Raw genomic sequence first — 15,075 nt, forward strand, 5'->3', positions numbered from 1 at the left:
AGGCGTGACGTTCGATTCCCTGGTCAACGAGGGCGAGTACTTCCCTGCCTTCTACCTCGACGAGATTCTGCCCACGCAGCTCAAGAACGGCCCGCTGAAGCAGTGGACCGCGAAGGAACGCGCGGGAGAGGACACCCCTCGACAGGGGTTGCGCAACCTGTCGGCGCCCTATCTCACCGCCCGCGCCGCACTGCGTGACGCCGCGGACAAGTTCAACGCCACCGAGGACGTGCATGCCGTCGCCGCCCAGCGGGCGGGCGCGGAGGCGCTGAAGTCCCTGCGGGTCGTGGAACGCGACGAGTTGCCCTCTTCGCTGGCGCGCACCAACCCGGAGCCCGGCGCGGCCTGGGCCCACGAGGCCGGCGCCGAGGCCGAATGGCGTGCGGCGCTGGCCGACTGGCACAACCGGCTGCTGCGGGCCCTGGGTTACACGCCCGTCCCCGGCCTGCGCACGGTCCACAGCCCGGCCGGGGCGGTCGCCGTGCCAGTTGCCCACAGTGAGGACCAACTCGTCGTCCTCACCGGTGGCTTCGCCACTTCCGTGGACCAGGTACGTGGAGGCGACGGTGACGGCGCGGCGGGCCGACTGCCCGCCCCCGTCCGTGTCGGCTCCGGCAAGACCCTGACGACCGTCACCGACCTCGCGGCCTGGCTGCTCAGCGCGGACAACCCGCCGCGCTACGCCCTGCTGCTCTTCGGCGGTGTGATGATCCTCGCTGACCGGGAGCACTTCGCCCGCGGCAGGTACCTTGCCGTCAGCCTCGACATCGCGCTGCCCCGAAAGGGGACCAAGGGCGCCAACGCCGGCGAACTCGACGTCATTGCCGCACTCTTCGGAGCAGATTCCTTGCGCTCCAAGGAGGACGGCAAAGAGGACGACATCGCCCGCTTCGTCGCAGAGTCCCGTGATCACTCGGTCGGCGTCACCGGCGACCTACGCAAGGGGCTGCAGGCTTCCATCCAGCTCATCGCCAACGAGGTGCTGAACCTGGTCCGCGAGCAGAAGGTACGGGTTGAGGACCTCGCCGCGTGGCTGCCCGACGTCCTCAAGGAACCGGGCGACCTGCCAAAGCTGCTCACGGCCGAGTCACTGCGCTACCTGTATCGGATCTTGTTCCTGCTGTACGCGGAGGCCCGGCCGGAACTCGACATCCTGCCGATGAAGAGCGAGGAGTACGTCACCGGATACAGCGTCAGTCGGCTGCGAGAGCTGGTGATCCCGGAGAAGCTCACCGACAGCCGCGCCCGGCGCGGACACCACTTCCATGACTCGCTTGCGTTGCTCTTCGACAAGGTCTTCACCGGCCATCCCGTCGCCGAGACCGTCTCCACGCGCGACGCGGTGGGTACCGGAGAAGAGACGGTACTCAGCGGTGACGACGGGCAGGAGGGTGTGCGGATCGAGGCGCTGCGCTCGCGGCTCTTCGATCCCGTGTCGATAAGGCTCGTCGGACAGAGGCTTTCCGCTCCCAGCCACGGCGTCGGCGACGGCCCCAAGACGTTGGACCTGCGGCTGCGCAACGAGGTGCTGCACAAGGTGCTGCGCCACCTCACACTGATCGAGGGTAAGGGCCGATACGGCAGGGGAGGCTTCATCTCCTATGCCAATTTGAGCATCAACCACCTCGGGGCCGTGTACGAGGGCCTGATGTCCTACACCGGGTTCATTGCGGACGATGTGCTGTACGAGGTCGCCAAGGGCGGCGACCCGGAGGGCGGGTCCTGGCTGATCAAGGGCATCCAGGTCAAGTCCGGACGCTACCCGGACGGGCCCAACGACAGCGTTTTCGTGAAGCGACTGGTCGACAAGGAGACCCGTGAGGAGGAGTCCGCGACGTACCCGGCGGGTACGTACGTCTACCGCCTCGCTGGCCGGGACCGTCAGACCAGCGCGTCGTACTACACGCCCGAGTCCCTGACCCAGGCGACCGTCGAGCAGGCCCTGCGGTTCCGCCTGGACCCGGAGGGGAATGTCGACCCGAAGGAGCCAGAGAAGGCGTGGGTGAACGCGGCGGACGTGCTGCGCTGGCGCGTGTGCGAGCCGGCACTGGGCTCGGGGGCCTTCCTCAACGAGGCGGTGAACCAGCTCGCCGAGCTGTATCTGCGCCTGGCCGAGCGCGAGCGGGGCGTGGAGATCGACCCGGAGGACTACCAGCGCGAATTCCAGAAGGCCAAGGCGTACATCGCCCTGCACAACGCGTACGGGGTTGACCTCAACGACACGGCGGTGGAGCTGGCGGAGATCTCGCTGTGGCTCAACACCATGTACCCGGGGATGAAGGCCCCTTGGTACGGGCTGCACCTGCACCGGGGCAATTCGCTGATCGGCGCGTCGCGGAAGGTGTACCCGGGGAACTCGCTCCACGAGGGCGGGTGGCTGCGGAGCAAGGGGCAGGCCGCCCCTAGGGAGGTCCCGCTGGGGCAGCCGCTGCCCGGGCAGGCGGTCCACCAGTTCCTGCTGCCCGCGCTGGGGTGGGGCTCGGTGGTCGAGGACGTGTCGGTGCGCAAGCCCAAGAAGGGCGCGGCCGACCAGACCCGGACGAGCGTGGTGGCCGGTGCCGCGGCTCCATGGCTCGAACCCGAGATCATCGAGGCGATGACGAAGTGGCGGGCGGGGATTCGCCGTGCGCCGAAGGGCGGGGGCGCGGCGAAGAAGGCCGCGGCGGCGCGGAAGGCGGCGCCTGCGACCGTCACGGCCGACGTGGCGCTGCCGTTCGAGGAGGAGCACGGGCAGGGGGCGCTGGACCTCGGGTTGGATACGTGGCAGCAGGGTGCCCTGGACCTCAGCGGGTCGGCCGGCGGTGGGCGGGGGATGGCCGCAGTCAAGCGCGTCCAGCGGGCAGAGGTACGGCAGGAGGAGAGCGAGCAGAGCGCGCAGGTCGGCCGGTTGATGGCGCTTGCCCAGCGGGTGGAGTACCTGTGGCAGCTGGTTGTCAAGCGGCTGCAGCTATCGGAGCAGGAGATCGCCCGCACGGTGGGCGTGTGGGGCGCAAGCGCCGACGCGCTCGCGAAGACGCGTGAAGCCGCCGGTGGACGGGCCATGGACCGCGACGCAGTGTTGGCTGCGTTGCACGCCGAAGGCAGCCCATATTGGCGCTTGCGACAGGTGATGGACGCCTGGTGCGCGCTGTGGTTCTGGCCGTTGGAGGAAGTCGGGCTGCTGAACGGCACCGACCGTGCACAATACTTCCAGGGCGACGTCGATCTGACGAAGATCAAGAAGGGTTACCCAGGACGCAAGACCGCACTGAAGTCCCTCGATGATTGGATTGAGTTCGCCGAGGCCGTGGTGGGGCGGGTGGATGTCGACTCGGGGAAGCAGAAGGTGTCGTTCTTCGAGGTCGCCGAGGTCACCGATCTGGAACAGCTCGACGAGGCAGAGCGGAACCTCGATGCGCAGATGATCGAGGCCACGGCGTGGGAGGAACCGTACGACCTGGGCGACCTCTTTCCTTGGTATGGGACGGCCTACCGGATTGCGTGCGAGCGCGGGTTCTTCCACTGGGAGCTGGACCTCGCGCACGTGTTCGCGGAGGGCGGGTTCGACCTGATGGTAGGGAACCCGCCTTGGGTCCGCCAGGAATGGGACGAGGACGGGGTGCTGGCAGAGTTCGAGCCCTGGTTCAAGCTGTCCGAAAAGCCTGGAATTAAGGAGAGGGCCGAGCTGAAGGAGGGCATCCTCAACCAGCCAGGTAAGCGCTCGACCTACCTGGACGAGTTGGCCGGTATCGCAGCGATCTCCAGCTTTCTAGCCGCACCGGACACGTACCCGGAGCTCGCGGGAACTCGCCCCGACATGTATCGGGCGTTCATGCTCCAGGTATGGCGCGCGACTGGGGAGCGAGGCATCGCGGGGCTACTGCACCCGTCTACGCACCTGACGGGGGCGAAGGAAGGCAGGCTCCGGCGAGCAACCTATGGGCATTTGCGATTCCATGCCGATTTCGTCAATGAGCTCAAGCTTTTCCCGTCCCCGGTCGGGAATAGCAGTCACTTCAGTGTGAACATCTATGGGGCTAGCCGCAGTATTAGATTTCAACACATGAGTTGGCTGCTGCATCCGAAAGTCCTAACTGGTTCGGTCCGTCATTGCGGGAATGGTGAAATCCCTGGAATCAAGGTCGATGGCGAATGGGACCTTCGTCCGCACCGTAAAAGGGTGCTCACGGTAGACCGAAAGGTTCTCGCCTCCTGGCTTGAACTTGCTGGCGATGAGGAAGCTTCTCTGCTGGAGGAAGCCAAGATGCTCTTCCCGGTCACCAGTGCGGAGGAGTCCGCGATTGCGGCGATCGCTGCCTGGCCGCAGCGGCTGGGCGCCCTTGGTGCACGCATCAGCTCTGGCTTCAATGAGAAGACCGACCGAACGGCGGGACTTTTCGCTTGGACTCCTGGGCCCGCCGACGAGTGGGCTGAGGTCATCCTCCAAGGGCCCTTCTTCGGTGTGGCGACCCCGTATGGGAAGCAGCCGCCATCAACCGGCTCACGTAGCCAGCGCGACTACCATCCTTGGGACCACCTGAAACTCGCCGAAGCCGAGGTGCCGAACACCAACTATCGGCTCCCGGCTGACTCGAGTATCTATTCGCCATCCCTGGATAAGTGGCTCGATCGTGAATATCTGGAAAAACTCAAGAGCGATGCGGAGGCGATCGCGTCAGCCAGTCGCGAGATCGATCAAGCCATGCCTTGGCTGCCCGTAGATAAGCGCTCGGCGATGATTGAAAGCAAGCTTGTCGAGAGAAGTATCCACCCATACTCGGACTTCTATCGAGTGGCATGGCGCGAGATGTTTCGGTTCAATACCGAGCGGAGTCTCACGGCCGCGGTGATTCCCCCTGGAGCCATGCACATTCATGCAGTGCGCAGTGCGGCAATGGATTCCATGCGCGATACCGTCTTGGCTGCGGGATTCCTTGCGGCGCTGCCGCTGGACTACACAGTGCGCATTAGGGCGCGCGGCCATCTGGACGTTTCGGATGCAAAGACCATGCCCGCGCCGATGAGTGAGCATCCACTAGCTGATGCGCTTCTGCTGAGGACTATGCGCCTGAACTGCCAGACGCGGGCGTATGAAGACTTGTGGACGGCGCTCTACAGTCCAGACTGGCTCCAGGACACATGGACGGTCAAATGGCAGGGTCTGCTGCCGCTCACCGCAGGGCTGCGCGACTCATGGACGAAGGACACTCCGTTGCGTGTCGAACTGGCGAGGCGAGCCGCGCTTGTAGAGTTGGATGCGCTGGTGGCCGTCTGGCTTGGCATTACAGCATCCGACCTGATCACGATCTACCGGTCTCGTTTCCCACAGCTTCGTCAGTACGACGGCAACATGTGGTTCGACTTCGCCGGGCGTCGCATCACGAATCCGGCGGTAGCGCATCAAGTTAGTGGCTATGGCCAGCCCAAGGACGCTTGGAAGCAGCTCAGCTCCCATGACGACTTCCCGCTCGCGGCGAATGTGCCTACTGGCTATACCGGGCCTCTCTACCGCGCAAACCGCGAGACGGAGATGAGGGTGGCACACGCCGAGTTCACCCGCCGAATGCGCGCGGCCGGCTGGGTGCCGGGAGGGTCTGGACCGGGTGTGTCAGCGGCGGCCGATACGTTCGACCCGAGCGATGAACATCGCCAGTCTGAGGCATCGTCATCCGAGCACTCGCACACCACAGGGGGCGGTTCCGAGTCATGAGGCCCACACTTGCCGCGCAGGCGTTGCGCGATACGACCGTCGAATACCTGACCACGACGTTCGCGCTGGCCGAGCCGGATACCCAGGACGCGCTGACGGAGTTCCTCACTGACCCTGCCGACGGGTTGTTCCGTGGTCCGTACCTGCGAATTCGCCGTCCCTTCCGGTCGGCCGACGCCGGCTGGCAGGAGCATCTGGACTGGTGGCAGGACGGCTTCTGGCCCTACGCGCACCAGGCGGAGACGTTCGCACGGTTGACAACCAAGGGTGGCCACACCCCTTTGCCGACGCTGGTGACCACCGGCACCGGTTCTGGCAAGACGGAGTCGTTCCTGGTCCCCGTTCTGGACCACTGCCGCCGTGCTCGGCTGCAGGGCCGGGCCGGGATCAAGGCGATTCTGCTCTACCCGATGAACGCCCTGGCCGGCGACCAGGCCGACCGGATCGGCGACCTCCTGGAGGATCCGCGCCTGGCGGAGGTCACCGCAGGGCTCTACATCGGTGAGGCGGGCGCCTCGCGTGCCGCCTCGCCCTACAAGCGAGTCATGGTGGACCGGCAGGAGATCCGCCGAAACCCACCGGACATCCTGATCACCAACTACAAGATGCTCGACCTGCTGTTGCAGCGTCAGCACGACGCCCCGCTGTGGCTCGACGCGGACCTCGCCTACATCGTGATCGACGAGTTCCACACCTACGACGGCGCCCAGGGCACCGACGTGGCGATGCTGCTACGGCGACTGGCCGCCGCCGTCGGGGCCTCCGAGCCCGGCCGCCCACTGGGTGGGATCTGCCCGGTGGCGACCTCGGCGACCTTGGGGGAGAGTCCCGCCACCGCGAAGCCGACCTCACCCGAGGAGGGAGCCGTCCAGCCCGGCGGTGTCACGACGGCCCGTCCGATGCTGGACGTCGCCTCGCAGGTCTTCGGCGTGCGGTTCCCCGACGACGCCGTCGTCGGAGAGGATCGGCGCGACCTCAACTCCTTCCTCTCCCCGGTCGACCTGACGCTTCCCCTGCCGTCCCCTGCCGACCTGGCCGCGCTCCCCGACCCTGCCCGCACGCCGCACGCGCTGGACCGGATCGCCGAGGCCGTTGCCGGCTGCGACACCGCTGACCCGCGCGAGCTCGGGACCCGCCTGCTGAAGCATCCGCTCATCCACGCCCTGCTGCGCGCAGACGTTGACGCACCGTTGACCTCCGTCGAAGCCCTCGCCGGGTTCGATCCCACCTCGGTCTGGCGTGCCACCGCCGTCCAGGACCCGGCGACGGCCGCCGCCGCGTTGGCCCGTCTCGTCGCCCTGATCTCGGTTGCCCGCGACCCGTCCGCGCCGGCCGACCGTGAGCGCCCGCTGCTGCTGGTGGAGACGCACCTGTGGTTGCGCGCACTGTCACGCGTGCTGAGGTTCGTCGCGCCCGAGCCGGTGTTCTCCTGGTCCGACGACGACCAGGCCGCCGTCACCAGCCCCGTTGACCGAGCGCAGCACAGCCAGGGCCGTATTCCCCGTGCCGGCCGCCTGCCGTCCGTGTACTGCCGCGACTGCGGCCGCTCCGGGTGGGCGGCAATCTCCCCGGAGCGGAACCGCGCCGCGCTGATCAGCGATCCCGACGAGATCTACCGGCGCAGCGTCGCGGGTGGTCCGATCAAGGCACGCGTGCGGGCCCTGGTGTCGGCTACACCGACCGAGGCGGCCGAGCAGGCGCGAGCCATCCTTCAGCAGCGCGAGCGCCGAGGACGCCGGGCGGCCAGCCATGACGCGACCGTCCTGGTCCTGGAGAACAACGGCGAGGCACTGCGCTACATCGACCCGGACGAGGTCTTGTTGGCCGACGGGCGGATCGCGACCGTGCCGGAGAACGGCGTGTACGTCCTCGCCTGGTACGACAACCCCGAGGCCGACGACTACTCGAGGAACGAACGCTGCCCGGCCTGCGGCCAGGCGCAGGGTATCCGCTTCCTGGGCGCCGGTGTCGCTCCGCTCGCCTCCGTGGTCGTGACCCAGCTGTTCACGGGCGGTGAGTTGCCGGGCAAGGACGCGAAGGGGCAGGACCGCCGCCGTACGCTGATCTTCAACGACTCGGTGCAGGACGCCGCGCACCGGGCCGGGTTCGTCGCGAGCCGGGCCTGGAAGTTCTCATTGCGTTCCCTGATTCATGAGCAGCTTCGGTGGCGCGCGTTGGACACGGACGACTACCGCGAAAACGGTGTGCCGCTCAACGAGTTGATCGCCTCGTTGGTGAGTCGCGCCGCCGTTCCGGAGGAGAACCTGCTGGCGTCCGTGGTTCCGCCGGATCTGCATGACGTCGACCGGGTGGCGCGACTGCTGGACAAGAAGAACCGCATCCCTGTCAGTACCTGGACCCTGGTCGGTGAGCGCCTGGCGTTCAACACCCTTCTGGAGTTCGGACTCTACTCCCGGATGGGCCGCACTCTGGAGCTGACTCGGACCGTCGCCGCCGAGGTTCACGTCAAGGACCCGGGTCGGGCGGTGAGGATCGCCGAGTCGCTGCTCCAGGTACACCTGGACCGCCGCCAGGTTCTGGAGGGGATCGACGACCCCGCCGCCGAAGCGATGAAGCATCCGTTGCCGCCCGCGGGGGTCGACCGCGAGCGCCGCTTTGAGGGCTACGTCCGCGGCCTGTTGGAGCATCTGCGGCAGAGCGGCGGCATCCAGCACACCTGGCTGCACGCCTATGTCGACGAGGAGGGGCGCACCCGCTACCCGGTCTGGACCGGCCGCCCTGAGGGCATGCCGGCGTTCGGGCGCGGCTCCGACGCGCCGTCGTTCCTGCTTGTTGGTGCCCGTTCGGGGCGTACCGACTTCGAACGGGCCGATTCGAAGGACAGCTGGTACGCCGACTTCACCCACCGCTGCCTGGGGCTGGACCACACCGAGGCTGCCGCGTACCTGGCCGATCTGGTGCCCCGGCTGGCTGGCGAGGGCGTCGAAGCGCTCGCGCACCGGCGCACCGGCGAGGGGCGTTCGGGCGGCCAGAACAGTGATCACGGAGTGTACGGGCTGACGGCCGGGCATGTCCGGGTGCGTCCGCTGGACGACACCCAGACCGGTGGGGCAGCCGTGACCTGCCCCGAGTGCGGGTGGACGCAGACGGTCCACCCGGACCGGGTGCCGGTGTGGCAGGGGCTGCCCTGCCCGCTGAAGCGTTGCGAGGGTGCGCTGACCGTACCTTCGTCCAGCGCCGACGGGCGCGCCGCGCGGGACTTCCGCTCCGACTACTACCGTCGCCTGTACCGCGAGTCGGATCCGTACAGCGTGGTCGCCGCAGAGCACACCGGGGTGCTGACCCGCAAGGAGCGCGAAGCCGTCGAGAAGGGCTTCCGCCAAGGCAACGGCCGCCACACCGACCCCAACGTGCTGTCTTGCACCCCCACCCTGGAACTCGGCATCGACATCGGACAGCTGGAGGCGGTCATCCTCGCCTCCCTACCGCCGTCCACCGCCGGATACGTCCAGCGAGTGGGCCGCGCGGGGCGCTCGACCGGCAACGCGCTGATGGTGAGCATCGCCGACACCAGCCCCCGCGCGCTCTATCACCTTGCCGAACCGCGCCAGCTCATCGCCGGGCGCATTCTGCCCCCAGGCTGCTTCCTCTCCGCGGTGGAGCTGCTGCGCCGCCAGTACACCGCCCACCTTGTCGACCTCACCGCCCGTGGCCGAATCGAGGGCGTCCTGCCGCTGCCCGACCGGGTCACCGCATTGTTCGGCCGCACCGGGTGGCTCAAGAGCTTCGGCAATGCGGTTGCCGGGCGGATGGACCTGGTCGAGGGGTTCCTCTGCCTCTTCCCCGACATCGAGGGTGTGCTCGACGCAGGCGTGTCCCGCGACGCCCGCAAGGCCCTGCGCCGCTATGCCGAGGCCGGCCTTCAGGACGAGATCAGGAAGGCTGAGGATGCCTGGGAGGCCGAGCGCACCGAACTGCTGGACCGCCGCGCGATGATCAACGAGGCGGCCGACGCGCTCCAGGAGAACGTCGAGGATGAGGCCCGCGAGAAGCGCAACCTGGAACGCGAAGCCGCAGGCGTCAGCAGCCGCTTGGTCGAACTCGGCCAGGCCAGCGCGCAGAGCTTCCTGGTCGAGCAGGGACTCCTGCCCAACTACAGCCTCGTCGAGGACCGCGTGCGCCTGGAGGCATCGCTCACGCACAAGGAGCCCGCCCGCAGGCAGCGCGACTCCGGTGCCGAAGGTGACCAAGCGACGCCCAAGGCCCGCTGGCGTACCGAACTGCGCACCTACGAACGCCCCGCAGAGGCCGCGCTCAGCGAACTCGCACCCGGCAACGCCTACTACGTCCGCGGCTACCGGCACGAGATCGACGGCTTCGACCTCGGCCCGCGCTCCCGCCGCTCCGAGGACGGCACGCCGGCAGGGGTGCAGACCTGGCGGGTGTGCCAGGACTGCGGATACGTGCGAACCCGGGACGCCGAGAGCAACACCACCGCCTGCCCGCGCTGTACCGGCACAGGCATCGGCGGGCGCGCAGCCCTACAGACCGTGATCGTGCCCCGCAAGGTCACCTCACGCGACAAGCGCGACGACGCCCGGATCATCGACGACCACGACGCCCGGCGCAGCGGCGTCTACACCATCGTCACCGCTGTCGACGTCGACGCCGCTGCGATCAAGGACACTTGGCGGCACACCAAGGCCACCTTCGGTGTGGACCACGTCCGCGAGGCCGTCATCCGGCGCTTCAACCTCGGTCCGGCCAAGTACGGGCGCCGGGCCGACACCGCATTCGCCGGACAGCCCGCCACCGTCACCGGCTTCACCGTGTGCCCGATGTGCGGCGGCGCGACCGAACGCGAACCGGGCAACGGGCCTGTCCAGGAAGCCCTCACCGACTCCCTGGCCGGGCGACCCGACCTGGCCCACCACCGTCCCTGGTGTCCCACCCGCAGCCGCAGCCACCTCCAGCAGCCCAACGATCAGCGCGTCATTACCGCAACCGAGCACCGCACTGAGGCCCTGCGCATCCTGCTGCCCGCCGCGACCCTCCAAGTCCAGGAGCGCCTCGCCTCCTTCTCCGCAGCCCTGCACCTGGGTATCGGCCTGCGCTACGGAGGCGACCCGGCCCACATCCGCTCCACCACCTGCACTGAACCCGACCGCGACACCGATCTGACTCGCCACTACCTCGTGCTGTACGACGCCCTTGCCGGGGGTACCGGCTACCTGCAGCGCCTGGCTGACGCAGACGGCGAGGAATTCCGTGCAGTACTCGCCGCTGCCCAGCAGGCCCTGCGCGCATGCCCCTGTGTGGACACCCAGCGCCGCGCCTGCCACCTGTGTCTGCTCGGCCACGCCCCCCAACGGGACTACCGACTGCTCGACCGTCAGGAAGCCCTCTGGATGCTCGATGATCTCCTCGGCTCCGACGGCCACAGCGGCTGGCAGGTCCGCAGGGAAGCGACGGGCGTAGCCAGGCTGCGGTTCGCCGACCAGGCGGAGAGCGACCTGGAGCGCCGCTTCATTGAAGCCCTCGACACCTGGCTCGCCGATCCCGGCCACCACGCCACCCGGAGCCACGACGAGACACCGACCGGACGCGCCGGTAAGCAGTTCACCCTGCACCGAGACGACGCGTCGGGCCCCTCCATTCATTGGGAGCTCGTCGCCCAGAAGTACCTGCCCGAACACGCCACCCGCCCCGATCTGCTGCTGCGCCCGGTGGCCGGCGACACAACAGGGGACGGTGCCCCGCCGCTGTCGGTCGCGATCTACCTCGACGGCTACCGTTGGCACGCCTCCTCGAAGACGAACCGCATAGCGGACGATGCCGCGAAGCGCGCCCGGCTGCGCGCGGATGGCACCCTGGTGTGGCAGATTACCTGGGATGACGTCATGGCCTGGGAACAGAGCCTCCGCGGACCGGCGAAGCCTCGCCTCGACGACGTCGATGCTCCCGTCAACCCCATTGCGGCAGTGATCGCCGGGCCCGCTGCCGACGCCGCATGGCCTCCGTACGAGACGACGAGCGACGCCGGCCCCGGCGGCAAGGTGCGCGAGCAGTGGCGCAAGGCGCGGCGCGACCCACGTGAGATCGACGAGCTGGTCTTCTCCGGGGCTATCCCCTCCCTCCTGGGCTTCCTGCGGAACCCGGACCTGGCACGCTGGCAGGACCTCGCCATCCACGCGGTGGGCGGGCTCCTGTACAGGGTCCGCCCCGGCGATGCCGTGGACGCTCAGCCAGTTGCGGCCACGCCATGGATCGAGGCCGCACTGCGAGGCGGGGCCCGGCCGGCAGTCACCGGCGGTGGCCTCAAACTGATCGCCGTCCAAGATGCTTCGGGCCTCCCGCTCACCTTGATCGCGGACCGGCGCAACGGACTGCGTTGGAGTGGCCTGGCCGTCTTGGACGACCGCACCGAGGCGGTGGACGGCGACCGCGCCGAGCACCGCCGCCGCTGGAAGGCGTGGCTCTGCTGGGGCAACCTGTTGCAGTTCCTCGACCCCATCGGCACCGGACGCGCCGACGGACTTCAACTTGCCCGCTCCGGCCTCGACGCGTTCGATGCCGGACTGCTGGCCGCCGTATCCAGCACTGCAGCCGCGACCGCGGACAAGTCCAGTGGGCTACTTGCCGCGCTTCGCGACAACCGGTCCGGCACCGGTCTCACCGCCGTCCCCCAGGTCCAGCCCGAGCCAGCCCCGGCGGCCCCAGAGCAGACGCAGACAGCGCTGGAACGCGCCCTGTGGCAGACCGTTCTCAAGGAACTGTCCTACATGGGTGACCCCGAGGTCGACGCCCTCGCGCGCATGCTCGCCGAACACAAGGGCGCCCCGGTCGCCCAGGCGGGTCTGGACATCGATGGCGTCGAGCGGCCCATCGAACTCGCCTGGCCCGACCATCGGATCGGCGTGGTACTGGCCGAAGACTCCGATGATCCCGCCTACATGGACCAGTGCCGCAGGGCAGGCTGGCACGTGCGTGCCCCAGGCGACTGGAACATCGAGGAACTCCTCGCCCTTCTCAGCGAGCCGGCACAGTTCGCTATCACGACTGGAGGCGAACGGTGAACAAGATCAGCACACAGGTCACCGTCTCACCTCAGGCCCACCAGGACATCCGCAGGCTGGGACGTGGCGCCAAGGATGCCCTCGGCGACTTCGTCCGCCGACTGCGCGCCGACCGCACCAACCGCGCGCTGCGCCTACTCCCGCTGCGCGCGGCAGGCGACAACGGCCAGCTGTGCACGGCGGTGCTCGACAGCACCCGCATGGCGCTCCTCCTGGAGACCGAGCAGAACCGCCTCACTGTTCTCGCCTTGCGCGAAGGACCCGTCGCGTACGACGAACTAAGCCGCCTGACCGTCGACATCAACCCGGTCTCCGGCGGGATCGAGCTTGTCGACCAGGCCGAGGTCAGCGCCAACGTCATCGCCCTGCCCGAACGCCCCGAACCTCCAACTGCGCAGGGGCTGGACTCGCCGTCGCAGCCCACCCTCAACCTGAGGGGGCGGCTCTTCGCACGCTTCGACGACACCACTCTCACCAGCCTCGGCGTCATCGCCTCCCTGCTACCCGCACTTCGCAAGCTCACGGACGCGAGTCAGCTCGACGCCCTGCTAGCCCGCAATCTTCCCGAACTCACCAAGGACGTCCTGCTCGCCCTGCATGGCGGTATGGATCCCGACGACGTGCGTGACCACATCACCAGCCAGTGGAAGGCCGACGAGCACGTCGACCCCCACGACTGGGCCCAGGCCGCCCGCCGCCCGGTTTCCCAGGTCAGCACCGAGGACGCCGCCGTCCTCGACGCGCTCGGTTCCAGCTTCGACGCCTGGCGGCTGTTCCTCCACCCTGAACAACAACGCCTGGCCACCGCGACCTTCAAGGGATCGGCGAAGGTCACCGGAGGACCTGGAACCGGCAAGACCGTCGTCGCCCTGCACCGCGTGCGCCATCTCGTGGACCAACTGCAACCGGGCCACACCCGCCCCGTCCTGCTGACCACCTACAACACCAATCTTGCCGCGGACCTTCGGCACCGCCTCCAGCTCCTCGGCGGCACCGAACTGCTGCGGCGCGTCGACATCAAGTCCGTCGACCAGCTCGCGCGAGAGATCGTCGAGGAACAGCCCGGCCTGCCCCTGGGACGCCCGATCGACGACGAGTCAGCACTGAACCTGTGGCACACCGTGTGTACCGAGGTGGGCGAGTACGAGTTCGACGTGGAGTTCCTCGACTCGGAGTGGAAGCACGTCATCCTCGCCCAGGGCTGCGGCACCTGCGCGCAGTACATGCGGGCCCCACGCAAGGGTCGCGGCCAGTTCCAGCGCTCCCAGCGCGTGCGCCTCTGGGCCCTGGTCGAGGCGTACCAGGCGAAGCTCGCCGAAGCGCCGCTCCAGACCACCTACGCGCAGATCGCCGCCGAGGCCGCCCGCGTGGAGGAACACCGCATGGCCCGGGTCGAGGCCCAGACGCAATACAAGGAAGAACACGGCGGCGTCGACCTCGTCCACCGCGAGGCCGGCAGCGGGATGTGGCTCAAGCCCCGGTACCAGCACATCGTCGTCGACGAGGCCCAAGACCTGTCGTCCTCTCACTGGCGGATGTTGCGCGCCATGGTCCGGCCGGGATCGAACGACATCTTTCTTGTCGGCGACGCGCATCAGCGCATCTACGCCCACCAGGTGGTGCTGGGCCAGCTCGGTATCAAGACCCCCGGCCGCGCCTCACGCCGCCTGACTCTGAACTATCGCACCACCCGCCAGATCCTCGGCAGTGCCAACGGCCTGATAAACGGCGAGACCTTCGACGACCTCGACGACGGCATCGACACCCTTGACGGCTACCGCTCGGTGCTCTCCGGCCTTGCTCCGCAGCTCTACCGTGCACCGGACTGGCAGACCGAGATGCGGACCGTGGCCACCCTCGTCAAGGAGCGCCATGACCGGTACGGCACTCCGTACGAGGCGATGGCCATCAGTGTCCCCGACGGCGCGGCGGCAACTCAGATGGCGCTGACGCTGGCCCATCCACCATTCAACATCCCGGCCACACAACTGGGAAAGGAAGGCCCGCGCAGTCCCGAGGGCGTGCGGATTGGAACTATGCACCGCTTCAAGGGCCTGGAGTTCCAGCGGGTATTCCTCACCAGCGTTAGCGAAGGACAGGTTCCGCACCAGCGCATTGAGACCCACCGCCTGAGCAACCCACAGCGCTACCGGCAGGAGGAGCAGCGCGCCCGATCGCTCCTCTTCGTCGCCGCCACCCGTGCCCGCGACGAACTCGTCATCACCTGGAACGGCAAGGCCAGCCGCTTCCTGCCCAGGGAGGCCACTCAACAGGCCGTAGGCGCTACCAACATACTGGCAGACGGCGGGTCGCATTCCGGGGCCGCCGCCTGAGCTCGGTGGTCGTTTA

3 protein-coding genes are annotated in these 15,075 nt (G+C 68.1%); all 3 read left to right on the plus strand.

Features of this window, described 5'->3' with window-relative positions:
* The first annotated feature begins 4 nt into the window (after positions 1–4).
* From ACIGG8_RS15745 to ACIGG8_RS15755, 3 genes are read left to right on the plus strand one after another with little or no spacing between them, the layout of a single operon-like run.
* On the plus strand, positions 5–5,689 hold the full coding sequence (locus tag ACIGG8_RS15745; RefSeq protein WP_396548388.1) for an Eco57I restriction-modification methylase domain-containing protein: 5,685 nt from the start codon (positions 5–7) through the stop codon (positions 5,687–5,689).
* Entirely contained in the window at positions 5,686–12,726 is a 7,041-nt protein-coding gene (locus ACIGG8_RS15750; RefSeq protein WP_396548389.1) for a DEAD/DEAH box helicase, read from the plus strand. Before ACIGG8_RS15745 ends, ACIGG8_RS15750 begins: the two co-directional genes overlap by 4 nt.
* On the plus strand, positions 12,723–15,059 hold the full coding sequence (locus tag ACIGG8_RS15755; protein WP_396548391.1) for a UvrD-helicase domain-containing protein: 2,337 nt from the start codon (positions 12,723–12,725) through the stop codon (positions 15,057–15,059). Before ACIGG8_RS15750 ends, ACIGG8_RS15755 begins: the two co-directional genes overlap by 4 nt.
* The last annotated feature ends 16 nt before the right edge of the window (positions 15,060–15,075 follow it).

It is taken from the genome of Kitasatospora sp. NPDC085464, assembly GCF_044541955.1.
Classification (GTDB): Bacteria; Actinomycetota; Actinomycetes; order Streptomycetales; family Streptomycetaceae; genus Kitasatospora.